General features: G+C 42.3%; 26 protein-coding genes. 12 read left to right on the top strand and 14 right to left on the bottom strand.

Annotated elements, in window-relative coordinates; genetic code table 11:
- The first annotated feature begins 9 nt into the window (after positions 1-9).
- The 6 genes from pyrE to B151_RS0102495 all read left to right on the top strand — a co-directional run bounded on the left by pyrE (position 10) and on the right by B151_RS0102495 (position 5,288).
- Complete coding sequence (pyrE, locus tag B151_RS0102515) at positions 10-666, top strand: orotate phosphoribosyltransferase (RefSeq protein ID WP_020402020.1); 657 nt, start codon at positions 10-12, stop codon at positions 664-666.
- 33 nt (positions 667-699) lie between these two features.
- Positions 700-2,058, top strand: a complete 1,359-nt coding sequence (gene miaB / locus B151_RS0102510) for a tRNA (N6-isopentenyl adenosine(37)-C2)-methylthiotransferase MiaB (protein WP_071594669.1) — start codon at positions 700-702, stop codon at positions 2,056-2,058.
- Positions 2,059-3,498: a hypothetical protein gene (locus B151_RS0102505; RefSeq protein WP_157470647.1), complete on the top strand. Its 1,440-nt coding sequence runs from the start codon at positions 2,059-2,061 to the stop codon at positions 3,496-3,498.
- Positions 3,499-3,517: 19 nt separating this feature from the next.
- Positions 3,518-3,697 (top strand): hypothetical protein, encoded by a 180-nt coding sequence (locus B151_RS19985; protein ID WP_051069691.1) that lies wholly within the window; start codon positions 3,518-3,520, stop codon positions 3,695-3,697.
- Positions 3,694-4,095 (top strand): pentapeptide repeat-containing protein, encoded by a 402-nt coding sequence (locus B151_RS17745; RefSeq protein WP_020402017.1) that lies wholly within the window; start codon positions 3,694-3,696, stop codon positions 4,093-4,095. Before B151_RS19985 ends, B151_RS17745 begins: the two co-directional genes overlap by 4 nt.
- Positions 4,096-4,205: 110 nt before the next feature.
- Positions 4,206-5,288, top strand: a complete 1,083-nt coding sequence (locus B151_RS0102495; RefSeq protein WP_020402016.1) for a 3-oxoacyl-ACP synthase III family protein — start codon at positions 4,206-4,208, stop codon at positions 5,286-5,288.
- 38 nt (positions 5,289-5,326) lie between these two features.
- Here the strand turns inward: B151_RS0102495 and B151_RS0102490 are convergent, their stop codons facing one another.
- The 3 genes from B151_RS0102490 to B151_RS0102480 all read right to left on the bottom strand — a co-directional run bounded on the left by B151_RS0102490 (position 5,327) and on the right by B151_RS0102480 (position 7,529).
- The gene (locus B151_RS0102490) at positions 5,327-5,770 is read right to left on the bottom strand and encodes an SRPBCC family protein (RefSeq protein WP_020402015.1); all 444 of its coding nucleotides are present in this window, start codon (positions 5,768-5,770) and stop codon (positions 5,327-5,329) included.
- A gap of 32 nt (positions 5,771-5,802) precedes the next feature.
- The gene (locus B151_RS0102485; RefSeq protein WP_020402014.1) at positions 5,803-6,120 is read right to left on the bottom strand and encodes an ArsR/SmtB family transcription factor; all 318 of its coding nucleotides are present in this window, start codon (positions 6,118-6,120) and stop codon (positions 5,803-5,805) included.
- 254 nt (positions 6,121-6,374) lie between these two features.
- Complete coding sequence (locus tag B151_RS0102480) at positions 6,375-7,529, bottom strand: 6-bladed beta-propeller (protein WP_020402013.1); 1,155 nt, start codon at positions 7,527-7,529, stop codon at positions 6,375-6,377.
- Between the two features lie 153 nt (positions 7,530-7,682).
- Between B151_RS0102480 and B151_RS19835 the strand changes: the two genes are divergently transcribed.
- On the top strand, positions 7,683-7,916 hold the full coding sequence (locus tag B151_RS19835) for an SEC-C metal-binding domain-containing protein (RefSeq protein ID WP_071594668.1): 234 nt from the start codon (positions 7,683-7,685) through the stop codon (positions 7,914-7,916).
- A gap of 263 nt (positions 7,917-8,179) precedes the next feature.
- Entirely contained in the window at positions 8,180-9,010 is an 831-nt protein-coding gene (locus B151_RS0102475) for a DUF4393 domain-containing protein (RefSeq protein WP_020402012.1), read from the top strand.
- Positions 9,011-9,258: 248 nt separating this feature from the next.
- Here B151_RS0102475 and polA read toward each other — a convergent pair whose 3' ends face one another.
- The gene (polA, locus tag B151_RS0102470) at positions 9,259-12,012 is read right to left on the bottom strand and encodes a DNA polymerase I (RefSeq protein WP_020402011.1); all 2,754 of its coding nucleotides are present in this window, start codon (positions 12,010-12,012) and stop codon (positions 9,259-9,261) included.
- 312 nt (positions 12,013-12,324) lie between these two features.
- On the opposite strand from polA, the gene add reads away from it, so the two are divergent.
- The gene (gene add, locus B151_RS0102460) at positions 12,325-13,302 is read left to right on the top strand and encodes an adenosine deaminase (protein WP_040516396.1); all 978 of its coding nucleotides are present in this window, start codon (positions 12,325-12,327) and stop codon (positions 13,300-13,302) included.
- Here add and B151_RS0102455 read toward each other — a convergent pair.
- The 6 genes from B151_RS0102455 to B151_RS0102430 all read right to left on the bottom strand — a co-directional run bounded on the left by B151_RS0102455 (position 13,299) and on the right by B151_RS0102430 (position 18,802).
- The gene (locus B151_RS0102455) at positions 13,299-14,819 is read right to left on the bottom strand and encodes an N-acyl-D-amino-acid deacylase family protein (RefSeq protein WP_020402009.1); all 1,521 of its coding nucleotides are present in this window, start codon (positions 14,817-14,819) and stop codon (positions 13,299-13,301) included. The two genes, add and B151_RS0102455, sit on opposite strands and share 4 nt — an antisense overlap.
- A 17-nt stretch (positions 14,820-14,836) precedes the next feature.
- A complete protein-coding gene (gene ychF, locus B151_RS0102450) occupies positions 14,837-15,931 on the bottom strand; it encodes a redox-regulated ATPase YchF (RefSeq protein ID WP_020402008.1) in 1,095 nt (364 codons plus the stop codon).
- 18 nt (positions 15,932-15,949) lie between these two features.
- Positions 15,950-16,627 (bottom strand): metallophosphoesterase family protein, encoded by a 678-nt coding sequence (locus B151_RS0102445; protein ID WP_020402007.1) that lies wholly within the window; start codon positions 16,625-16,627, stop codon positions 15,950-15,952.
- A 5-nt stretch (positions 16,628-16,632) separates the two neighbouring features.
- A complete protein-coding gene (nusB, locus tag B151_RS0102440; protein ID WP_020402006.1) occupies positions 16,633-17,100 on the bottom strand; it encodes a transcription antitermination factor NusB in 468 nt (155 codons plus the stop codon).
- 243 nt (positions 17,101-17,343) lie between these two features.
- Positions 17,344-18,363, bottom strand: a complete 1,020-nt coding sequence (locus B151_RS0102435; RefSeq protein WP_020402005.1) for a Fe(3+) ABC transporter substrate-binding protein — start codon at positions 18,361-18,363, stop codon at positions 17,344-17,346.
- 109 nt (positions 18,364-18,472) lie between these two features.
- Positions 18,473-18,802, bottom strand: coding sequence for a gamma-butyrobetaine hydroxylase-like domain-containing protein (locus B151_RS0102430; RefSeq protein ID WP_020402004.1), 330 nt, complete (start codon positions 18,800-18,802; stop codon positions 18,473-18,475).
- A 42-nt stretch (positions 18,803-18,844) separates the two neighbouring features.
- On the opposite strand from B151_RS0102430, the gene B151_RS0102425 reads away from it, so the two are divergent.
- A complete protein-coding gene (locus B151_RS0102425) occupies positions 18,845-19,549 on the top strand; it encodes a hypothetical protein (RefSeq protein WP_020402003.1) in 705 nt (234 codons plus the stop codon).
- Between the two features lie 99 nt (positions 19,550-19,648).
- Here B151_RS0102425 and B151_RS0102420 read toward each other — a convergent pair whose 3' ends face one another.
- Positions 19,649-20,077, bottom strand: a complete 429-nt coding sequence (locus B151_RS0102420) for a CoA-binding protein (RefSeq protein ID WP_020402002.1) — start codon at positions 20,075-20,077, stop codon at positions 19,649-19,651.
- 83 nt (positions 20,078-20,160) lie between these two features.
- Here B151_RS0102420 and B151_RS0102415 point away from each other — a divergent pair, with 83 nt between their 5' ends.
- Both B151_RS0102415 and B151_RS0102410 read left to right on the top strand, forming a co-directional pair.
- Positions 20,161-20,592, top strand: coding sequence for an FKBP-type peptidyl-prolyl cis-trans isomerase (locus B151_RS0102415; RefSeq protein WP_020402001.1), 432 nt, complete (start codon positions 20,161-20,163; stop codon positions 20,590-20,592).
- A 253-nt stretch (positions 20,593-20,845) separates the two neighbouring features.
- Positions 20,846-21,991, top strand: a complete 1,146-nt coding sequence (locus B151_RS0102410; protein WP_020402000.1) for a THUMP domain-containing class I SAM-dependent RNA methyltransferase — start codon at positions 20,846-20,848, stop codon at positions 21,989-21,991.
- A 23-nt stretch (positions 21,992-22,014) separates the two neighbouring features.
- On the opposite strand, the gene B151_RS0102405 is transcribed toward B151_RS0102410, so the two are convergent.
- From B151_RS0102405 to B151_RS0102395, 3 genes are all read right to left on the bottom strand, one after another.
- Positions 22,015-23,256 (bottom strand): glycosyltransferase, encoded by a 1,242-nt coding sequence (locus tag B151_RS0102405; RefSeq protein WP_040516507.1) that lies wholly within the window; start codon positions 23,254-23,256, stop codon positions 22,015-22,017.
- A gap of 69 nt (positions 23,257-23,325) precedes the next feature.
- Complete coding sequence (locus B151_RS0102400; protein ID WP_020401998.1) at positions 23,326-24,192, bottom strand: hypothetical protein; 867 nt, start codon at positions 24,190-24,192, stop codon at positions 23,326-23,328.
- Between the two features lie 87 nt (positions 24,193-24,279).
- A complete protein-coding gene (locus tag B151_RS0102395; protein ID WP_020401997.1) occupies positions 24,280-24,774 on the bottom strand; it encodes a protease complex subunit PrcB family protein in 495 nt (164 codons plus the stop codon).
- Positions 24,775-24,829: the final 55 nt, after the last annotated feature.

Raw genomic sequence — 24,829 nt, 5'->3', positions numbered from 1 at the left:
CAAAGACTTATGATAATCAATACCTCTTTTGCACGTGAGTTGGCTGCTCATTTGCTCGACATTAATGCTGTTGTTCTTCGCCCAAACGAACCCTTTGTGTGGACTTCGGGCTGGAACTCCCCTATCTACTGCGATAACCGGCTCACCTTACGATATCCTGAGATCAGGAATAAGATCGAGAATGAGTTTACCAACATCATTCTGGATAAATTTCCCAACACAGATGTTATAACCGGAACAGCCACAGCCGGAATCCCACACGCAGCGTGGGTGGCTTCTAACCTCAACAAGCCTATGGCATACGTGCGTGCCAAAGCTAAGGCGCACGGGATGGGAAATCAGATCGAGGGTGGAGTTAAGAAAGGAGAATCCACAGTAGTTATCGAAGACCTGATCTCAACCGGAGGTTCAGCTATTTCCGTTATCGAAGCCTTACAGTTTGTGGGAGCTAAAGTGGATGCAGTACTTTCCATTTTTACGTATGGATTTGATAAAGCCAATGACCGGTTCAAAGAAGCCAATGTGGAGCTTTATACCCTCACCGACTACAAAACTTTGGTGAATGTAGCCATTGAAAAAGGCATGATCGACGGAGAAGATCTCGAGTTGCTCTCAAGCTGGAGAGACCATCCGGCAGTTTGGCCTGATTCCCCTGATAAGCAATAATTTTTATATTTAACATCACAAAATTTTAGTGCAGTGACTGACAAAAAATTCTATATAGAAACCTACGGATGCCAAATGAATTTTGCGGATTCGGAGATTGTAAACTCCATCCTGCTTGAAGAAGGCATGCAACCCGTTCATCAAGCCGAAGAAGCGGACGTAGTTTTGGTAAATACCTGTTCTATCCGTGAAAATGCAGAGACCAAAGTATGGAATCGCCTCAAAGAACTTCGCTCCCTTAAAAAGGAAAAAGGGGAAATGACCGTAGGTGTACTCGGTTGCATGGCTGAACGCATTAAAGACAAGATCATAGAGCAGGAACATCTTGTAGATATCGTTGTTGGCCCTGATGCTTACCGTGATATCCCAAATCTTTTACAGGAAGTTGAAGATGGCCGGAAAGCCGTTAATGTACTCCTCTCCCTGGAAGAAACCTATGCCGACATAGCGCCTGTCAGAACCACCGGAAACGGAGTAAATGCCTTTGTTTCCATCATGAGGGGATGTGATAATATGTGTGCCTTTTGCGTAGTGCCTTTCACACGCGGACGGGAACGCAGCCGCCCCATGGAATCGATCCTGAAAGAGATCAGGCAGCTTTCTGATGAAGGTTACAAAGAAGTCACTCTCTTGGGACAAAACGTTAATTCTTACCTTGACGGCGAAAATACCTTCACCAAATTGATGGATGAAGCCAGTAAAGTAAATCCTGAAATACGATTCCGATTTTCTTCTCCCCATCCAAAGGATTTCCCGGATGATCTGCTGCATCTGATCGCAGAGCGTCCCAACTTGTGTAATTATATCCACATTCCTGCTCAAGCCGGGAGCGATTCCATGCTGGAACGTATGCGTCGGCCTTACACCCGTAAAGGCTACCTGGAACTCATCGATAAAATGAAATCCATTATTCCCGGTATATCTCTTTCCACGGATATTATTGCCGGATTTTGTGATGAAACCGAAGAAGAGCATAAGCAAACACTAACCCTAATGGCAGAAGTAGAATACGACCTTGCCTATATGTTTGCTTATTCAGAAAGAGAGCGTACGCTGGCAGCCCGGAAATTCGAAGATAACGTACCCGAGGATATCAAAAAGCGGCGCCTCACCGAGATCATCCAACAGCAAATGGAGATACAGGAACGCCGTAATAAAGAAGAGATCGGAAATCGACACATCGTTCTCGTGGAAAGCACCAGTAAACGTTCCGATGAGCAAATGAGTGGCCGTACAGACACTAACAAAATGTGCGTATTTGACCGCAAAGATTTTGAGCCCGGAGATTATGTGGAAGTTGAAGTCACCGACTCTACTTCAGCAACGCTGATAGCTCGTCCTATCAAAAAAACGACTCTTACGGAATATTACGGAGCTGAGGTTTTGGCCTGAGTGAGAGCAAAGAAAACATATCTCTGCTTTGGCTTTTTATCTCTCTGGTTGTTTGGTTTTTCAATTTCTTCCATTGCACAAACCTATCTTGGGGTTACGGTAACGGATGAAGAAGAATTGGAACAAGTCACTCAGCAACTTGACCTTCTTCAAAATTACGGTATCCAATATATAGAAATTGCAACGGAAGCAGACCGTCAAGAACTAAATGAGCTTTCCGGTCAGGGATTTACTTTGCTGGTTCGATCTAACATTGAGTATCTCACGGCCACCAGCGTAGCTCAATCCGGAGATGAAATTCAAGCTACGCTTCTTGAACTCACTGACGAGCTGACTAATTTACCTGAACTGGAAGGATTGGGTATATTTTCAAACAGTGCCATACATTCGGAGTCTTTCAATAAAGTCTTTGAGACTATACTTTCCAGCTTGAAATCCCAATCAAATCTCGCCCTTTATTTTGTAAACCACGATCAGTGGTTTTCCATGGATAGTCCGACAGATGCTTTTGGTGAGCTTTTTGATTTCAAAAAATACCCCGTAAACACGCTTCAACATTTTGATCGTTGGTTTACCAATAAATTGGAAAATAAATCCGGGCAAATTCTCTTTTTTCCCGCCGATTGGTTGCTTTCCCTAAACAAAAATTACCCCGCTTTTGATGCGAGTTTGAAAGAATTTGCTGAAACAGGAAACTGGCTTCTTCCCCTTCCGGAACCCGAATCACCAGGTCCCTCGTTGAATATTTTGGTTTTGTTACTACTTGTTCTTTGGGGATCATTGGCCATGCAGATGAGATATCTGCCCTACATTCGTCCAATGATTCTACGCTATTTTCTGGCTCATCGCTTTTTTGTGGATGACATTCTGCACTACCGTGAACGTGTGGCCACCGGTTCCCTGTTGATGATGTTGACCCATGCGATCTTCGGTGGTATGGTAAGTTATATTTTAGCCGGTATATTGTTGAATGATGCCGGGGTCTCAGCTTTCTTTCATCATTTCCCTTTTCTCGCTTTAGTTGGCCCAAACATAGGAAGCTTCTTTGCAGCAGGAACTCTGATCGTGCTCTTAACTCAGGTCGTGGCTATTCTTTGGCTGCACCTCCCCGCAAAAAATATCGACCATATTAGTCAAACACTGAATCTTTACGCCAGCCTCTTTTACCTTGATTTCTTTATTGTAACGCTGATGCTTCCCCTCTTCCTTACAAATACCTGGCCCATATTGACATTATCTCTCGGAGTATTTTATGTGTTGATTTGGTTCGCTTCATTTAACATCACTGCTTATAACGCTTCTAAAGCCATGGGGTCTGATCGATTCATGTATCTCTTACTTACCATAGGATTACATTTGGTGGTTTTCCTCGGGGCAATAGTACTCTTAATGGTAAGCACAGAGATTGAGGAAGTGCTAGCGCTTTCATTCTCGCTTTAGAAACCAATCACACACATTTATGAAAACGTCAAAGGACTACTTTGCTGACCAAACTTTTGAAGGTTTGGATCTCTCTAAAGAACAAATTCAACTCGCGGATTATGAGTTTTGCCGGTTCATTAGCTGCAAGTTTCCGAAGGCCGATCTATCTGAATTTGGTTTTTTGATTGTGAATTTGAGGGATGTGATCTTAGCATGACCAAACTTTACGGCACTACCATTCGAGACTGCCGTTTTAAAGAATGCAAACTCATCGGACTCCAATTTGATTCCTGCAACGATTTCTCTTTCTCTGCTGATTTTGAATCCTGCAACCTGAACCTTTCCTCCCTCTTTGGGGTGAAATTGAACAATCGAACCTTCAAAAATTGCAGCCTCCAGGAAGTCGATCTTACACAAGCCGATTTAAAAGGAACTGTTTTCGACAACTGTGACCTTTCTAAAGCTACATTCTCTGCTACCCTGCTTCAAAAAGCAGACCTGGCTACTTCTTATAACTTTTCCATTGATCCGGAGCTTAACCAACTGGAAGGAGCAAAATTTTCGTTACAAGGACTGCCGGGTTTGTTGGAGAAGTACGGAATCGAGATTCAATAATGCTCTGATATTCTTTTATTGTTTGAAAAGGATTTTATTGTTTGAATTTATGATCTCAAGCTTTAGGTTGAGGTATTATATTCACTCACTATCATTAGAAGTAAAAAAATATGGGCGGTTCTATAAGCAGCATCATCACAGGAACCGGAAGCTATATTCCCACAAAGTGCGTTAAAAACGATGCTTTTTTGGAGAATGAGTTTTTCGATCGAACGGGTAAAAAGCTCGAAAAAGACAATGAAGAAATTATCCGGAAGTTCTTTGAGATCACAGAAATCGAGGAACGTAGATATGTGACCGACGACCTTGTTACTTCCGATATTGCCTATTTCTCGGCAGTGGAAGCCATAAAGTCGGCAAATATCAACCCTGAAGAACTGGATTACATTATAGTAGCCCATAATTTCGGAGATGTTAAATACGGCTCCAATCGAACCGATATGGTTCCAAGTCTGGCATCTCGTGTTAAGTATAAACTGGAAATTGAGAATCCCAATACGGTCGTATATGATGTCCCGTTTGGATGTCCCGGTTGGCTTCAGGCAATGATACAGGCCGACTATTACATCAAATCCGGAGATGCCCAAAAAATTATGGTGATCGGTGCAGAAACTCTTTCACGTGTAATCGATCCACATGACAGAGATTCCATGATCTATGCCGACGGTGCAGGAGCAACGATCCTGGAAGCACAGAAAAGCGAAAAACCAACCGGAATTCTTGCCCATAGCACACGATCGGATACCAAAATATATGCTGAGATGCTGTATATGGACAAATCCTATAATCCTGCCCTTCACGAAAAGGGGGATATTTTCCTGAAGATGCAGGGCCGTAAACTTTACCAATACGCTCTTAGCAATGTCCCGAGTGCAATCAAAGTAGCTCTTGACAAGAGTAACCTTTCTATTGAGGACATCAGCCATATTCTTATCCATCAGGCCAATGGCAAAATGGATCAAGCCATTATTGAACGACTATATAAACTGTATGGAAAAGATGACATCCCTCAACATGTGATGCCAATGATCATTTCCTGGTTGGGAAATTCTTCCGTAGCCACCATCCCCACTCTGCTTGACCTGATGCTGAAAGACCAGCTAACCGATTATGAGATCAACAAGGATGGAATTTGGGTATTCGCTTCTGTTGGTGCCGGAATGAACATCAATGCGCTTACTTATAAAATGTGACTTGAGTAAATCTGATTTTCCGGCTTAATTTGGGCTTATTACTTAACTGATAATTCCTCTTTGGATACTAACTCATCCAAATGGTCGAAAATAACATTCCAGCCTTTGGTGTGGCCCTCACGCATTTTCTCGTTTGGCATAAATTCATGTACCAGGGTTACCTCCGTTCCTTCACCTGTTTCATTCAGCGTGATGGTTACCAATGTGTTCTCTACAACATGTGAATTCCAAGTGAATACTAACTTTTTATTGGGGACTACTTCTTTGTATTCCCCGGTATGAGTAAAGGTTTCTTTCTGACCATGCATATCAATCTTGAAGGTTCCTCCCTCATGAGCATTGGTTCTGACCGTTGCGCCAACACCTTCCGGGTCGGCATAGAACCACTTTTCCATGATCTTCTTATTCGTTAAGGCTTCAAAAATGGCCTTTGGTTTGGCATTAATAACTCGTTTTATGGTAAGACTTGAATTATCATTCATAGGTATTCCTCATGTGATTATTAAAGATAGTTTCATGAATCAGGTTCATTGTCCGACAAAAAATGCTCCAACTCGTCGAAGCGAGACTCCCAAAACTGTTTGTATTCCTTTATCAAACTTTCCACTTCTTTAAGCGGAGTATAGTTCATACAGCATTTATAGCTTCTACCCTCTTTTCTCTTAGTGATCAGGTCAGCTTTCTCCAACACTTTCAAATGTTTGGATACGGCAGCCAAAGACATATCGTATGGTTCTGCAATCTCATTTACTGAGTATTCCTTTTGAGCCAACCTTCCGAGAATAGACCTGCGGGTAGCGTCCGATAAAGCATAAAGCGTTGAATCTAACATAGTATTATATTTAACTGTTTGGTTGAATATATAACACAAACGTAAAACATTCAACTAACTGGTTAAATATTTTACTTTCCAAAAAATTAGCAAAGATGGGGCTTCCCGGATTTATAAATGATTTTTCTTTTCAGGCTAAGTATAGCTATTGAAAACAGATTAGTACCTGGCACACCCATTTAATACCGAATAGATCCTTAAAGCATAACTGTCAGTTTTTTTGGATCGAGGTTAAAACTGCCCGGCCTATCTTTTTACTGTACTCTAAAATCCGCTATGATGAGAATCGGATCATTTTCTTCTTTATCTGAAAGGATTTCAGTGAGTGTTTCACTCCAATCAATATCCAATTCAGCAAACTCAAAATCCCGGACTACATTAATGATCCGGTTTTCAAATGTCGTTTCCGGTGTGCTCAGCCAGCCGTCGTGAGATGTTTCAAATGCTGATATGTTGATACTGAATTCTGATCTTTTATCATAAATATAAGTGTAATCTTCTCCATCTAACCTGTACGTAACATATATAATACCTGCTGTTTCAAATACATCAAAAGTGTGAATGTAATCATTGATCTCTGAAAAGAATCTCCCCCGATTATCGTATGAATTAAGCAAAAGGTCCTCATCTACCCAATAGCCATCAAAATCAAATGAATAAGCCGGAACAAGATCAAGATCAGCTCCGCTTTCGATCAGACGGTACACGGTCCGGGTATAATCAGGCAGCAAAGAAATGGTATCCTGATAATTAAAAATATACCGATAAGAGTGCCCTCCCTTTAGAGCGTGATCCTCAAATGGAAGTCCCTGATACATATTATCAGATTTTTCAAGATCATAGACTTTGATGAGATGTTTATCTGTATTATTTCTTGTACGGCCTCCATTGTAGACAAGTAACGACTCGTTGATCAAACCAAAAGTTTGAATAAACTCGGTTCGCGGCTTATCGAAAGCATGTGAATACTCTCCCGATAAAGTGTCGTAAAACTTGATCTCAGTTTGAGTTGAAAGAACAATGAAATTGTTCAACACATCAAAGTCATATATTCGCTCAAATTCTCCCGGTCCCCGACCCGGCTTATCCAACACAAACCGAAAACGACCGTCGGGTGCGAAACTAAAGATCTTAGGTCGCTCCCCATTATTGCTCACATCGTACAAATAAATGCCTGAGTCATCCATGATCACTTTCTGTACTTCACGAAGAAACTCCTGATCCGGCAAGTCCAAAACGGTATAACTCACTTCACTGATAAGTTTATCGATTTCAACTTGTTCTGAGCGATCGGGTTTGACCTTCAAAACCGGAATATCTTGAGCATAGCACAATGCTGAAGTATTTATTAAAAGTCCGTTGATCAAAGAGACAATAAAAAGCAACTTCAAAGATATTCGGATCCCCATTATTCATTCATTTGTTTGATTTTATGGAGTATAGCCTTTTTCGGATGGCCAGGGAAGTGAAATTTTCTAAGGATCTGTTTTGAAATCTAACTCAATAGGATAAATTGTGGCATAGCTTTTACCCTCACATTTCTTTTAAACAGATCAGATATTATGGCTACTAAATTACACCGAAACGATCCCTGCCATTGCGGAAGTGGCAAAAAGTATAAGAATTGTTGCCTGGAAAAAGATCAGTCCAAGCTTTCCTCAAAGTTGGGGGTCATAGGACTTGTGCTTGTAGTCATCCTTGGCATCTGGCTGTTAGCTGCTAACTTTTCATCAGGAAATGCACAAAACTGCCCGGCTGGTACTACATGGTCAGAAGCGCATATGCATTGCCATTGATTTACTGATTTGGGATTACTCCCACCACAAAGGCTTTATAAAACCGGTGGATGAGTCGAAAATTCAGTTGCCACTACCACTCGGACCAGGTGGTCAGGTATGGCGTTGCCAACAGGGATGTTGGGAACGAGGATAACAACCTTTATAGGAAGCAGGAGCTTCAAGGTTGAATTAATTATTAATTTAACTAAGGTTGTTAATTACACTTCCTCTAAATACATTAATAACTAACCAACTGATATTTATATTTAAGATCATCAATTATGGGAAGTCCAGAACCTGAAGATAATTCTAAGGTTAAATCAACAGTAGATGCAGTAAAAGGTTTGGTTGAATCTGTTCCAGTATACCAGGATGCGATACAACCCGCAGCTAAACAAGTTGGTCAATCTTTAGAGACTATTGCCAAAACTGTAAATATCGTATTAGCACCTATCAAAGTCGCTGTTTGGGGTTATGAAAGAATAGAAGAATTCATAATTAATACAATTCCCCAAAAGCTTAAAAATGTCCCAGAAGAAAATATAACTACCCCACCAATTGAAGTAGCAGGTCCTGCAATTGAAGCTCTTAGATTTACTGGGGATAAAAAAAATTTAAGAGAACTTTATGCAAACTTATTAGCAACGGCTATGAATAAAGATACTATACATAAAGCTCATCCTGGGTATGTAGAAATAATAAAAAATATTACACCAGATGAAGCAGTAGTATTGAATCATTTGGCAAAAACTGGAGATTTTCCGTTAGTGGATGTTTTAGGAAATAGTAAATCTTTTGAATTAGGATACAGGGTACTTTTTAAGAATTATTCACACTTACATAAAAAAACTGAGATTAAAAGACCTGATTTAATTCCAACTTACATTGATAATTTGAGTCGACTCGGGGTTTTAGATATTCCAGCAGGACTTTCTTTAGCAGCTAACCACACTTATGAACCTTTAGAAAATGATAAAGATCTTGATGAAATTAAGAATGAAATAGAAAATTCGATCCATTTTATCGGTTATTCCTTTAAAAGAAAAGTTGGAGTATTAACATCTTTTGGAACACAATTTGTGGAGAACGTAGTTTTAGATTATGACGTTTAAAATTTTAATTCCAACCTCGCTCTACAGCTTTACTCAGAATATACCCTATTAAGGCACTTCCTTCGAGTATAGCACTGCTTCATAAAATCCGCTCCAACGCAGAGCGTGTGGAGCGAGGAAAATGGTAGCAACTCAGGTTTATGAAGAGCTTGGATTAAAGGGTACTTAACGCAGGGCGTATGGAGCGAGGAAAAAAGTAGCAATACCTCACTGATCACTGTTAACTGCTACTGTTCACTGAAAAACTGTTAATGCGCCTCCAGCCAGTTCCCGGCTATTCCTGACTCTACTTTAAGCGGCACGTCCAGCTCCACAGCAGATTCCATCAGCTCAACAATCTTCGCGGGCACTTCCTCCAGTTCACTTTCGTGGATCTCGAAGATCAATTCATCATGCACCTGAAGCAGCATCTTGCTTTTTTTGTTTTGATCGATCAGCCAGTGGTGAATTTCGATCATAGCCAGCTTGATGATATCGGCCGCTGTTCCCTGAATGGGCATGTTGATGGCAGTTCGTTCTGCAAATCCACGCACGTTCCAGTTGCTCGCTTTGATATCCGGTATGTAGCGCCGGCGACCCAGCATCGTCTTCACATAGCCATGCTCACGGGCAAATTCTTTGGTCTCGTTGATATACTTCAGAATATTCGGAAACCGCTCAAAATACTGATCGATCATTTCCTTCCCTTCGTCATTCTCAATACCCAATCGGGAAGCCAGGCCATAAGCACTCACGCCGTAAGGAATTCCAAAGTTCACTTCCTTCGCTTTGCGGCGCTGATCGGCATTTACATCCTCAATAGAATCCAGGCCAAATATTTCCTTGGCTGTTCTGGCATGAATGTCTTCGTCGTTTTTGAACGCTTCGATCATGGCTTCATCTTTGGCGATGTGAGCGATCACGCGTAATTCTACTTGCGAGTAATCGGCCGACATCAGCTTGAAGCCTTCTTCTGCAATAAATGCTTTTCGAATTTCCCGCCCCCGATCCGTACGAATGGGAATGTTTTGCAGGTTAGGATTCGATGAACTCAACCGACCCGTAGCCGCCACGCTTTGGTTGAATTCAGTATGAACGCGGCCGGTTTCTTCAACTACCAGATCAGGCAGAGCATCCACATAAGTGGATTTCAGCTTGGTAAGCTGACGATAATCCAGGATCAGGCTCGGCATCTCGTATTTTGGAGCCAGCTTCGTTAGCACCGATTCGGCTGTTGAATACTGCCCGGTCTTAGTTTTCTTACCTGCAGGAAGGCCCATCTTTTCAAAAAGAATGGTTCCCAACTGCTGTGGAGAATTGATATTAAATTTCTCTCCGGCTTTCTCGTAGATCTCATCCTCAAGTTCCTTGAGATCGTTTTCCAGTTCCTTTGAAAACTCAGTGAGCATATCGGTGTCGAGCTTTACGCCTTTCAATTCCATATCAGCGAGCACTTCCATCAAAGGAAAATCAACCTTGTAGGCTATTTCAACCAACTCATCTTCTTCCAGCTTCTCGCTCAGAATTTCATACAACCGCAGCGTGATATCCGCATCTTCACAGGCATAGAGATACACATCTTCAACAGCGAGATCTGCCATCGACTTCTGCTTTTTCCCTTTCCCAATCAGTTCTTCAATGGCCACCGGCTTGTAATTCAGTAAGCTTTTGGACAGCTCATCCATCTTCAACCGCTGATTGGCATCAATCAGATAAGCTGCGATCATCGTATCAAACGCATTGCCTTTGATCTCGAGTCCGGCCCGTTTCAGCATCATGAAATCGAATTTATAGTTATGGGCGATCTTCAGAATATGCGAATCTTCGAACAGTGGCCGCAATGCTTCGATCACTTCCTTCTCATCCAATCCGTCTTCCACATTTACCGGAATATAATACGCCGTTCCCGCTGTAGCCGTGAGTGAAATTCCCACCAGCGAAGCCGTTACCGGATCGGCACTGTCGGTTTCCGTATCAAAGCAAAAATGCTCTTCGTCTTTGTATTCATCCACCAACCCTTTCACTTTTTCGATGGAATTCAACAAAGTGTAATTGACCGTTTCTTCATCTAACTCCTGTCGATCAGCTTCCTCTTTGAACGATCCAAATAGATCTACCTGATCGCCTTCCTTTTCAGCAACGGGACCTTGTTCTCCCAGGTATTTCTTGGTGAGCGTGCGGAATTCCATCTTCTTGAAAAACAGTCCCAGCTTTTTCTTATCCGGCCCTTTCCACTCTAATTCCTCCCAATCTTGTGTATCGGGAACATCGGTTTTGATAGTCACCATTTCTTTGGCATGAAGGGCTTGCTCACCGAATTCCGTCAAACCCTCCCTGGCGCGCTTTCCTTTAATATTAGGAGCATCTTCAATGGCGGCCTCCAGCGATCCGTACTTTTTGATGAGTTTAGGCGCTCCTTTTTTCCCAATGCCAGGTACGCCCGGAATGTTGTCCGAAGTATCTCCGATCATCGCCAGCACATCGATCACTTGCTCGGGGTACACACCGAAATAATCCTTCACCCCTTCCCGGTCTATGATGTTAAATCCACCATTGTTGTTATCCGGCTTCATCATGTGGATGTGATCGTGCACCAGTTGCATAAAATCTTTGTCGGGCGTCACCATCATCACATCTACATCATCCGCGTTGGCACCATTAGCGATCGTACCTATGATATCATCCGCTTCATACCCATGTTGCTGCAAATTCTGAATGCCCCAGGCTTCCACCATTTCTTTGATCAGCGGAATTCCGATCTTCAGTTCTTCAGGTTGAGGAGGTCGGTTAGCTTTATACTCTTCATCTTTTTCATGCCTGAAGGTGGGTTCATGCGTATCCCAGGCAACCGCAATATGCGTGGGTTCTTTTTCTTCCAGCATCTTTTCAAGCGTATTGGCAAAACCGAGAATAGGTCCGGTTGGAATACCTTCTGAATTCTTTAAACGACTATTGATAAAAGCGAAATGTGCACGGTAAGCCAGTGCCATTCCATCCAGCAAATAAAGCAGTTTTTTCGACATGAATTTGGTTAAGTTTGAAGCCTTAGTTTCTTCATGGAAACTAATTTTTTTTGAATGTAATTACGAATGTAGTTTTGGTCTTTTGATGGCTCTCTTGTTGACTGACCTCCCTGAAAAATCAGTAAACTGATATTTCTGTCCCTCCCGGAGGGACACAGATTCTTGCTCTTATTAAAGTTCTAAATTCACACTCACTCTGTTAGCATAAGCAAGAACTTGTCTCTCTTTGGAGAGAGACAGATTTCAGCTCTGCTGGAAATCAGAGAGAGGAAAGCCATTGGTTATGATGTATATCTTAAGTACGATTGATTTATGAATATCCCAAATCTCCCTAAAATAGAATTGCACCTGCACCTCGATTGCTCGTTGAGTTATGAGGTTGTTAAAAAGCTGCGTCCGGGAACTACAAGAGAAGAATACGAACGGGATTTTATAGCTCCTGAGAATTGCGCCAGTTTGGAAGAGTACCTGAAGTGTGCACAGGAACCGATCTCCATTATGCAAACCAAAGAGCAGCTGGAAGCCGTTACGCTGGATCTTTTCGAGCAGCTTAAAACGGATAATGTGATCTATGCTGAAATTCGGTTTGCTCCGCTTCAGCATTTAAACGAAGGGCTGTCGGCAGAAGAAGTGGTAAAAATCGTAGATAAAGCCACTTCCAAGGGCATTGAAAAAACCGGTGTGGAGGCAAGAATCATACTTTGCACACTTCGTCATTTTTCGGAAGAAGAAAGTATGGAGACTGTAAAGCTGGTGGAGCATTTTAAAGGTACAAACGTGGTAGGATTTGATATTGCCGCCGATGAAACCCTCCCGATCGACAATCACATCAAAGCGTTTGAATATGCCCGGGAACACGGAATTCACTGCACCGCTCATGGAGGCGAGGCCCGGGGACCGGAAAGTGTTCGGGAAATTATGGGGAATTTTCATCCTTCAAGAATTGGACACGGTGTGAGAAGTATTGAAGACCTCAAATTGCTGGATGACCTGAAAGAAAAAAATATACACCTGGAAGTATGTCCCAGCAGTAATGTTCAAACCGGGATCTATGACTCGGTGGCTCAACATCGCATCAATGAGATCTACGAAAACGGAAATTCACTGAGCGTAAATACCGATGGGCGCGCGATCTCAAATGTGTCGTTGAATGAAGAGTATCAAAAATTGAACAGGCATTTTGACTGGCAAAAAGAGCATTTCAGGCAAGTCAATAAATTCGCCATCGAAGCGGCTTTCTGTGATGAAAAAACAAAGGATTTACTGAGAAAGAAATTAACTGATCACTAATTACTTTTCAAAACCATCCCAAATCGATCTTCGGAAAACGAGCTATCTTGTTTTGCTACTTTTCCGTTCACGATCACCCAATCAAAGCCTTTAGCCAGTTGATGGGGATCTTCAAAATCAGCCAGATCTTGTACATTAGCAGGATCAAATACCAGGATATCCGCTTTGTACCCTTTCTTTAAATAACCACGATCCGTTAATCCCAAAGTTTGAGCTGGCAATCCACTCATTTTGTGAATAGCATCCTCAATAGTTAGTCGTTCTTCTTCCATCACATACTTACGGATGATCTTTGCAAAACTGCCATATCCACGGGGGTGTCTCATCGTGGGACTTCCATCCGAACTGATCATCACCTGACCGGCAATTGCAATTCGGTCTTGAAGGGCTTCATTCATCACAAAATGAGCCGCAGAAGCTCCTCTTGGTCCCATTTCAAGTAAAAGATCAACAGGAGCTTTATTCTCCATTTCTGCTGCTTCTTCTAAGGTCATACCCGCATACTTTCCAGTTCCAAACAAGATCGCCCCAGGACCATTTCTTTGCTGTACTTTAGAAATAAGAAACTCACGAAGCAGCTCAGGATTCTCCTGCATGGCTTGTTGCCACCCTGCTTCGGTCTTGGCGTACTCGGGAAAAACGATCCCGATCCCCGTAAAACTGGCTGCATAAGGATAGGTATCCGCCGAGATTTGAATATTATCCGAGCGGTAATCATGAAGTAGATCTAAAATTTGTTGTGCCCGGTCTTCCCCTTTTCCATAAACCACTTTCAAATGTGATACCTGAACCCGAGCATACTTCCCTAATGTAGCAAGTTCATCCAAGGATGCTTCGATCCGTGCATCGTCTTCACTTCGCACGTGACTTACAATAAGCCCATCACGAGCACCAACTGTTTTTGCCAACCCTATGAGTTCTTCCCGGCCGGCATACAAACCCGGCACATATTCCAATCCGAGACTTAATCCAAATGAGCCAGCATCTATATCTTGGCTCAATTGCTTTCGCATAGTCTCGATATCTCGTTCAAAGACTTCAACATCTTCTCCTAACTCTGCTCTTCCTCGTAAACTCCCATGCCCTGATAAAGCAGCTATATTGATTCCGGGTTGAGCCTGAGTCACTTCCTTAAACCATTCCTGGTACGAGCCATCTGTCACTGAAGAACCATCCTGCCCCAGAAGAATCGTTGTGACGCCCATAGCCAGAAAATTTTGAAACTCCGGTGTTGCCAATGGATCTCCATGGGCGTGCATATCAATGAAACCCGGTGTTATAATTTTGCCAGATGCATCAATGACTTTTCCAGCATGAACCGAATCTTTATTGATCTCTCCTATGAACACAATTGAATCAGCTTCAATTAGTATATCGGCTTCATAAGCTTCTGTTGCTGAACCGTTTACTATCTTTCCACCGTAAATTAACAGGTCCCCAGATTGTGCAAAGAGTGGTTCTATCCATGCTCCTGATATCAGGACAAAGAGGAAGGGGAATAATTTAAGTGTGTTCATAGGGATTAACTCAATAGTTAGACGTTGAAACGGAACAACAATACATCCCCATCTTTCACTACATATTCCTTGCCTTCCTGACGCATTTTTCCGGCATCGCGAGCGGCTTTTTCGGATCCTAATTCTTCGTAATCGGAATACGCAATGGTTTCAGCACGAATAAATCCTTTCTCGAAATCGGTGTGAATGACACCGGCAGCCTGTGGTGCTTTGGTTCCTTTTTTGATGGTCCACGCGCGCGCTTCTTTCGGCCCGGCCGTGAAATAAGTGATCAACCCCAATTCCTTAAACGCAGCCTTGATAAGGCGATCAAGTCCGGCACTTTCCACACCCAATTCTTCCAGAAACATTTCTTTTTCGTCTTCATCCAGTTCAGCGATCTCAGCTTCGATCTTAGCGCAAAACATGGCAACTTCATCGTCATGAACCGATGCAATCTTCCTGACCGTTTCTACATATTCATTACCCTCTTCTAGATCCGATTCACCCACATTACACGCGTACAAAACCGGCTTCGAGGAAAGCAGGAAAAGATCTTTGTACGCTTCTTTTTGATCTTCGGAAACTTCAAATGTACGAGCCGAATTTCCTTCCCCTAAATGTTCAGCCAGCTTCTGAACGATCTCTAACTGAGCCACAATTTTCTTATCGCCGCCTTTGGCTTCTTTCTTCAATTTTTCAACGCGCTTTTCCACGCTTTCCAGGTCTTTCAGAATGAGTTCTTCTTCGATGATCGCAATATCTCTCTCGGGATCCACGCTTCCTTCTACATGAATGATATCATCATCATCAAAACAGCGAACCACGTGGAGTATCAAGTCTACCTCACGTATATGAGATAAGAATGCATTTCCTTTTCCTTTTCCTTCGGAAGCACCTTTTACCAAACCGGCAATGTCTACAAACTCGATGCTTGCCGGTATGATACTCTTTGATTCAGCGAGTTTAGCCAGCTTATAAAGCCGCTCATCGGGAACCGGCACCATGCCCACGTTGGGGTCGATGGTACAGAAAGGGAAGTTTGCCGATTCAGCGCCGGCATTACTGAGTGCATTGAATAAAGTTGATTTTCCAACGTTGGGCAGGCCAACGATTCCACATCTTAAGCTCATGAATAATTAATTTGTTGTTTAAGCGTCTAAACTTTGTTGTTGAATAAATTTTTGTTCCGGAAGTACCACCGCAGTCAGCTTACCGAGCCCATCTCTGTTGTACACACAGCCGGTATCGATCCCAATCATGGCGTCTCTCACCAAAGGTTCAAGTACCGGTGTATGGCCAAAAACCACTGTTTTCTCCCATTTTGTTGTCTGGGCGTGCAAGTGAGATCGTTGCCAGATCAGTTCTTCCCGATCGTTTTCATCTTCAAGATTTTCCCTGATCGTTTTGTTTGGATTAAGTCCGGCGTGAACGAAAAAAAAGTGTTCAGTTTCCCAATACCATTTGGTTTCAGAAAAAAAACGATAATGTGATTCGGGAAGATCGAATTGTCCCGGACTGGAATCATAATTTCTTAGTGTAGTACTGCCTCCGTTAGCCATCCATAGCTCCCAATGGCCATTTTCATAGGCATCAAGCAACATTTGATCATGATTTCCCCTAATAAAAACACAATCATGATCTTCTTCAAAAGCCAGTAATTGATCGACCACATCTTTGGAATCAGGACCCCGATCGGTATAATCTCCCAAAAAAACATAGGTGGGTTTGGTGTGATATTCTTCATCAAGCTGATGTAAAAGAGACTTGCAGGTGTTGTTACACCCGTGGATATCTCCTATAGCAATCATGTCAGCTTTGGAAGACATCGGTCTTAACTACCCAGTGTTTTTTCGATAAGCCCACGCCCTTTTTTCTGGATCTTTCCTTGATCTTCCAGGTCAGATAAAGCAGCATCAAGGATTCCATTTATGAACCGGCCCGACTTTGCCGTTGAATACCTTTTTGCTAACTCTATAGCTTCATTGATACTGACTTTGGTTGGAATCTCTTCAAAATAGATAAACTCACAAAGAGCCATCTTCAATACCAACCTATCGATAAGCGCAAGACGATTGATGTCCCAGTTTTTGATATGTTTGGCAGTGATCTCATCCAATTCTTCAGTGTGTTCAAGCGTCCGGAAAAACAATTTTTCAGCAAAGCGCCGGAGCTCTTTCTCATCTGCAAATTCCTGCTTCTTGATAAGCGTGTCTACCACATGCTGTGTAGAGTCTTTGCCCAATTGATGTGCATAAAGGGCTTTTAAAACAGATTCTCTTACTTTTCGTCGATTTATCATGCCAAATAACAGGTTGAGTGAGCGCCAAAGATAAGGGTTTGTACATACAATTGTGCAGTATTAAAGCATTGAATTTTCAATTTAGGGACTCCCTTTATCCTCGCTTATTAATTGTGATCAGAAGCAATGAAATAAAAGAAAGATCATCAATGGGCATAAAAAAAAGGACATCAAAACCCGTCTTCTGAAGGTTCCTGATGTCCTTTAAATATCATTATGATCAATAATCAAAAAGAAAGTAAGCTATTTCCAGCCGGCACGATCCATGATCTTGATGGCTTCGGGGTTATTCCGACCCAACGCTGAAACGTTCACTGCATCACTCTTGAATTCACCAAATTCTTCTAAAACCGGAGCAAGATCGGCATTCTCATTAATCGGGTATTCGTTATTACCGCTTATAAAATATTTCTGGGCTTCCGGAGTAGTCAGATATTCTAAAAACTTGATTGCATTTTCTTTGTTAGGTGCGTTCTTAAGGATGCCGGCTCCACTAATATTAATATGAGCTCCTCTTTCTTCTACTCCCTGATTCGGGAATACGAACTCAACTTTGGAAGCAGCTTCTTTGTCTGCTTCGTCATCGCCGGTGATCATAACTGCAAGATAGTAGTGATTTGCTACCGCTACATCACAAACTCCGGCTGCTACCCCTCGAATCTGATCACGGTCGCCACCCTGTGGTTCACGGGCCATATTTTTCACTAATCCATTAGCCCATTCTTCTGTTGCTTCAGCCCCGATCGTCTCGATCATGGAAGCCACCAGCGACTGATTATAAATGTTGTTTGAAGACCGGATACACACCCGACCTTCAAAGCGGGGGTCAGCCAGGTCTTCGTAGGTAAGATCTTCATAGTTTTCGACTGCTTCAGGATTTACTACCAGTCCGCGTACCCGTTTTGATAATCCTACCCAAAGTCCATCGGGGTGACGAAAAGAGGAAGGAATGCGCTCGGCAAGGGTTTCAGATTCAAACGGTTGAAGGATATCAGCTTCTTCAGCTCTCCAAAGCCGTCCGGCATCAACGGTAATGAGAATGTCGGCCGGGGAATTTATCCCTTCACTTTTTACTCTTTCGATAAGTTCATCAGAACCGCCCTCGATCAAGTTTACTTTGATACCCGTTTGTTCAGTGAAGTCAGAATAAAGAGCCTGATCAGTATCATAGTGACGTGCGGAGTATACATTGACTTCTTCTTGATTCGAACAAGATGCAAAAATCAATGCCAACGCAACAAAAGAAAATAGATAAGATTTCATGTTATCGTTTTGATATTAAGGTTTACAATTTAGACTGATTCAAAACTACGATTTTATTTAGATAGATTCTAAATTAAAATCCTCAGTTATCTCAACCCTCAATACCACCTTATCCTACATGATTTTCCGGATCCAGCCAACGTAAAGTCTCCCACTGGTACATTCCGGAATTATGCCCATCTCCCCACGTTATTTTGATGGCATGATTTCCAACTTGCTCAATGTTTCTGACCTCTATCCTTGGTGGGTTTTCTTCAAAAAAAGCCTCCGGTTCAAAATCTCCCATACTCCCGTGCCCTCCGCGGCATGTTACGCAAGGACAGTTTTTCCGTAATCCGTAGAGAGGGAACCTGGAAGTGTGGCCATCTTGCCATGAGATTTCCAGAACCTGATCTTTATTGCTAACTTCAATGCCGGTGGGCTTTACAGATGCGTCCATTTGAATTATTTTTGTTCTAATCTTTTCAATCAAAATTAACCAATGCTTTGGATAGTTGTATCAGCAATTGTGGTTTCCTCGCTTAGTTTTTGGGGCGGTTATAAACGACTGCTTTATCTCGATAATATCACCCCAAGACGATTCTCAATTACCCTTCTCGGGGTTTTGATCGTTTTCCTGGTTCTGCAATGGATGCACAGAGTGGGGTATTTTCCGGAAGCCATAGCCGGGGCAGTAATGGCTAATGCTTATGCATCTGCGTTTGGTTTTTTTACCGGAGCAACCGTTCAACAATTTCAGCAAAAAAAGGGAGCCGGTGATATCATTTATATTAACCGTTCTTTTTGGACTGACATCTTCCCAAGTATTGTAGGCATAGGAATCATTTTATTTGGAATACAACGTACTTCCTTGTTCTCCGAACTCCCCCTCACTCCTATCCGGGTAACTTCCGGTTTATCCATTATGGCTGTTGGGGCCTACAGTTTTACGATTCGCTTGGTGCCGGAATTTCGATCTAAGGGAATCGTTTTGTTAGACCGCATTATCAAATGGGATAATTTTCTTTCCTATTCATGGTTCTCAGAAGAAGTTTTGGAAATTGAGTTCAAATTGAATGGAAAGATCAAATCTTTTAAAACCATGATCCCTGACGAGGACTCCATCTTCATTGAAAAAAAACTTACTGAAAAAATCGCCGAGCGACTGGATAAAGAAGAGTTTGACGAATACGAAGAGCTGGAGTGATTTGGTAAAATTTTGAGATATGGGACTCTTTTTTCCCAACATAATTGAATTTCTACGACGCAGAACAACCTTCCCATAAAGGATCCTCTAATTCTGAGATCATCCAACCAACCTATCGTATTCCACCATAATACAGCGGTTTTTGATATACGGAAGTCCATGCTCTTCGGCAAGCTGTTCCGCCTCGGCTGATGAGACATCAAGCTGAGTCCATACTACCGGTTGCTGCCCTGTTTTAGCTTTCCAAGCTGCTACATCTTTTACAGCATCGGCCGAGTATTCGGCATTCCGGAATACATTGACGATGTCGATCTCGACATCCGACGGCAGGTCAGTCAAGCTGGCAAAACTTTTTTCTCCGTCAATTTCTTCTACTGTAGGATTAACAGGGATGACACGATAGCCCCTTTTTCGTAAAAACTTTGAGGCATAATTACTGGTGCGATACACATCAGGCGAACATCCGATCATGGCTATGGTCTTGGTGCGTTTAAGTATTTTCTGAATGTCTTTGTTATCGTTAATCATAATGATAGGCGTTTACAATCCTGAAGTGTGCTTAAAATTACGTATCTTTAAAGACTTAAATTCATAATTAAAACAAACATATTTTGTCAAAAGTTAAAAACGGTGACACCGTAAAAGTCCATTACACAGGAAAATTAGAAGACGGATCAGTTTTCGATTCCTCTGTTGAGCGCGATCCATTGGAAGTTACACTGGGAGAAGGAAAATTAATTCCCGGTTTTGAAGATGCTGTGATCGGGTTGGAAGTTGGCGATAAAACAACTACCAGCATTGCTTCTGCCGATGCATATGGAGAACGCCGCGAAGATCTTGAAGTAACCGTAGAACGATCTCAACTGCCTGAAGATATTGAGCCCCAGGTTGGAATGCAGTTGCAACTCAATCAGCCTAACGGCCAGCCCGTACCTGTTCAGGTAACCAAAGTGGAAGATGAAAACATCATTATTGATGCCAATCATCCTCTTGCCGGCAAAGACCTGACATTCGATATCGAATTGATCGAGATCGTAAACTGATTCATTTTTGAATGAATTGAATGGAGTTCTTCGTGAGAAGAACTCCATTTTTTATATGTTGAAATTATATCTCCTTATTTGTCATCCCGAGTGCATCTCATTCAGGAAAGGTTCATGAGATTTAACACAGGGGATCTCAAAGTCTAAACTACCTGCTAATTTTACTTTTGAGATCCTTCGCGCAATGCAACCAACCCTATTTAACTTTTTGTACGCTCAGGATGACAACTCTTGGTAAACTATTACAAACCCCATGGCTGATTTTTCCCAAAAAAGCACTATTTCCATCACTTGCCCCAAGCGGATCACTCCGTTCCTGAAAAAAGAACTGGAAGATCTTGGGTTTCCGATTTTAAAAGTTCGATATGCAGGCATAGAAACCACAGGTTCTCTTAACGACTGCATGCTCTTGAATCTATCATTGCGAACAGCTCACCGGGTACACTTTCGGTTGAAGGATTGCAGGCCCAAGAATGCCGATCAGCTTTATGATGAGCTTAAAAAAATTCCTTGGGAAGATTATATCGACAAGCACGGTTATGTGAGTGTAACCTCGTTCATCAAAAATAAAACGGTGACGAACACGCAGTTCGCAAACATGAAAGTAAAGGATGCCATTGTGGACCGAATTCGCAGCAAAACCGGCACCCGGCCCGATTCAGGTCCTAATCTAAATAAAACCGTGATATTCGTATTCTGGAAAAATGACCGGGCTCAGATCTATTTGGATACTTCCGGGGAATCTATTTCTCGTCGCGGGTACCGAACGGAAAATCATACTGCGCCCATGCAGGAAACCCTTGCAGCTTCACTTATCCTGGCCAGTAAATGGAAACCGGGTCAACATTTTGTGAATCCTATGTGCGGAAGTGGCACCATTGCCATTGAAGCTGCCCTTCAGGCGTTGAACAAAGCGCCGGGCTTGTTACGTCCTAATTATGGCATTAAGCATATTTTGGGCTTTGACGAAGAACGCTGGGGTGATCTAAGATCAGATCTGAAAAACAAAGCTAACAAGGATTTTGAAGGTAGAATCATAGCTACTGATCATGATGTGAGGGCCGTGAATGCCACCCGAAAAAATGCGCGTACGGCCGGCTTGGAACATTTGATAGAGACCAAGAAGTGCGATTTTAGCGAAACTGAAATTCCCAACGAACAAACCGGAGTGATCATGCTGAATCCTCCTTATGGCGATCGCCTGGGCAATGAAAAGGAATTGGAGCCCACTTACGAAGGCATTGGCGATTATTTTAAACAGGAAGCAACCGGTTGGTGGGGCTACGTTTTCACCGGAAATTTTGATCTGGCTAAAAAGATCGGACTGAGAACCAATCAGCGCATCGAATTTTATAATTCTACCATTGATGCGCGATTACTGGAGTATGAATTGTATTGATGATTTATTTAAAAAATACTTCATCAATCAATTAATCGCTTATTCTTCGCCTCGATCCACTTTCCCATGAATTTGGTACTCGCTGCGGTGTGATGATGCAGGATCTGTCCTATAAAATTTTGTTTTCGGTGGTCTTCTAAATTCAATGTTAACTCCGTTATTTTTTGGACCAGCCGTTTACACAATGTCTCATTATCATACAGTGAATTTATGATCGGGATTCCGGCCTGTTGAACTTCCAGCCATTCTCTTTCCTCCCGATAAAGTTCAACCGCAGCTTTGGCAAACTTCCCGGGATCGTCTTCGATAGCACCGGGCCAGGGTAAATTTCCGTGCATGGCCTCTGCTCCGATACTCGTAGTTACAGAGGGCGTTCCACACTGCATGGCTTCGATGAGCTTGCCTTTTAGTCCTGCTCCAAAGCGAAGCGGAGCCAGCAAAATACGGGCTTTCCCAACAACATCTTTAGCAATCTGAGCCCTTCCCTTTACCCAAAAACCTTGTCCTTCATTATGCAATTGCTGTACTTTTTGGGATGGATACGCTCCATAAATATGTAGTTCTGCCTCTGGAAGTTGAGCTCGTATCAAAGGCCAGATTTCTTCTTTCAGGTACAGAACAGCATTCCAATTTGGCTCATGCAGAAAATTACCAATGGACAGAAAGTGTTTTCGTTCAGGAAAAGAAAGCCATTTATCGGTAATGTCTTTACTAATCGAATCTAACATAAATGGCAAGTGCACGAGTAAAGAATCATTCACCTTAAAAGTGTCATTGAGAAGCTCCATTTCAAAGGAAGAAATGATCAACGATAAGTCGCAACGAAGAATGCTTGCGATTTCCCTTTTGGCAACCTCAATATCCCGGGCATCTATTTCCCTGCCTTGTTTCCAGGATTGATACCGGGCCGCTCTAAGGCAATGAAGATCTTCCGTATCAAGCATTCGAAGGGCATTGGGACATGCCTCAGAAACTCTCCAGCCAAATTGCTCTTCGGTCATGAAACGATCAAATAAAACCACATCCGGCTCAACCTCCCGGACAAAATCATCGAAAGAAGAGTCATTAAGCCTGATGTTTTGTTCGCGGACATCATACTCTTTAAGATCGGCTTCAAATCCACTTTTAGAAGCGGAAGTTGCAAAAATGATTTCCCAATTTTGAGCTCTGAAGCAATGTATAAGCTGCATCATCCTCGAGCCAGCGGCCGAAGAATCCGGTTCAGGCCACACCTTCCCGATGATCAATATTCTTTGTGAAGACAAACCTTTGTTCTTTTTTTGAAAGGAATCTACCAAAAATCCGTCTTTTGAATGAACAGGAAATTGGTCTCTTTAGAACGGGATACTTACTCCAAGCCAGGGTGCGCCAATAAAACTTCCACCCACACCGGTTGGACGGAACAATCCGAAATCGACTGCAAAGTTTTGAGGAGCCCATCTCAACGCAAGAGAAAGCATACCACCGCTTTCGTCATCAACAAAAACAAAATAGTTTTCTGAGATCAGGTAGAGTTTATTCTTAATGCGGTGCATTCCACTCAATGTAAAGATCGGGTTTTTACCCCAATCTCCTCCCGCATATCCTAATCCCATGCCCAACGTAACGTTGCTGTCCGAATTTCCATAGCTAACCACACCATAAGCTATTCCCAAACCAAATCCATCATCAACTCCTATTACACCACCGAAAAGACCGCCTACTGCTACATGCAAATTTTCAGTTCTCAATGGAATGGATACTTTGGGCATGATCCAAACAGGAAGTGAATTCACGCCAAACAAAAATACCGGCACAAAACCTGCCCCAACAGAAACATTCTCAGACATCCCATAATTTAGGTTATTAAAGAAGATCCATGCGTTCTGGTAATATCCCTCTCCTTTTTTCAGGCTTAACCCGTTAGTGCCAAATAAATAGCGCGTAGCATGTGGATTTTCAAACCAATACTCGCCATTTTTTAATCGGCTTGGGTCTATTTTCTCTCTGTGTTTTATGTTGATCTTCTTTAACTCAATATCACCAATATTGCGAGATCGAAATAAGATCGCTTCATCATTTTCGGAAATTATGGTTCCTATGTACACATTTCCGTCTTTCATCTCTATCCGGTAAAGCGATGAATCTGCTTGCTGAGCTTGCAATTTTTGAGGCAGAAGCAAGGCAAAGAGTACTAATCCCAAAAACAGTTTTACTTTCATTTAATCCCCAATAAATTGTGGTTATTTAATGAATGATAAAACATTACCCTAACAAAGGCTATCAAACGGTAAGAAAGATGACTAAATCTATTGTTGGCAATTGTGCACTTTTGGAGCCTTTTGGTTGAAGATGACTTCCTTCTCGGTAAATGGAATAGCTACTAATTTGTACGGACGGGTTAAAGCCTGGGTCGTCATGCAATTTTCACCGGGATGTTTTTCAGCAAAGGTCACCACCACATTTTGCTGAGTGGAATTGATCCTGAACTCACCAAAGCCATAACCACCGGTAGGCTTGGTATCCTGTAAAACCAGAATTAGCACTCTGCTATTAAAATCTACCTTTGGAACTTCAGGAATAGGTTTTTGGCCTTCATGTAGTTTTTTCCATTCATCATCAAGTTGAGCCTGTGAACGGATTGTTTTGGTGATGGGACCTTCTTCAGGATAATTTGAATAGGCATCTTCTGCGAGTTCTTCCATTTCAACCGGAGGCCCATCGTTACCTCCTAAAAATTGTGAACACGAAACACCTGTAAATATTAACATTCCAACTGCGATCCAAACTATCGAAAACTTCATGTCTCTTTTCCTTGATTTGTTAGACTTCGTTGTAAAAATAACCAATAATTCGCTT

Source organism: Gracilimonas tropica DSM 19535, from assembly GCF_000375425.1.
GTDB classification, from domain to species: Bacteria; Bacteroidota; Rhodothermia; order Balneolales; family Balneolaceae; genus Gracilimonas; species Gracilimonas tropica.
The sequence above is the reverse complement of the archived record's forward strand: the minus strand, read 5'-3'. Positions and strand labels throughout refer to the sequence as shown.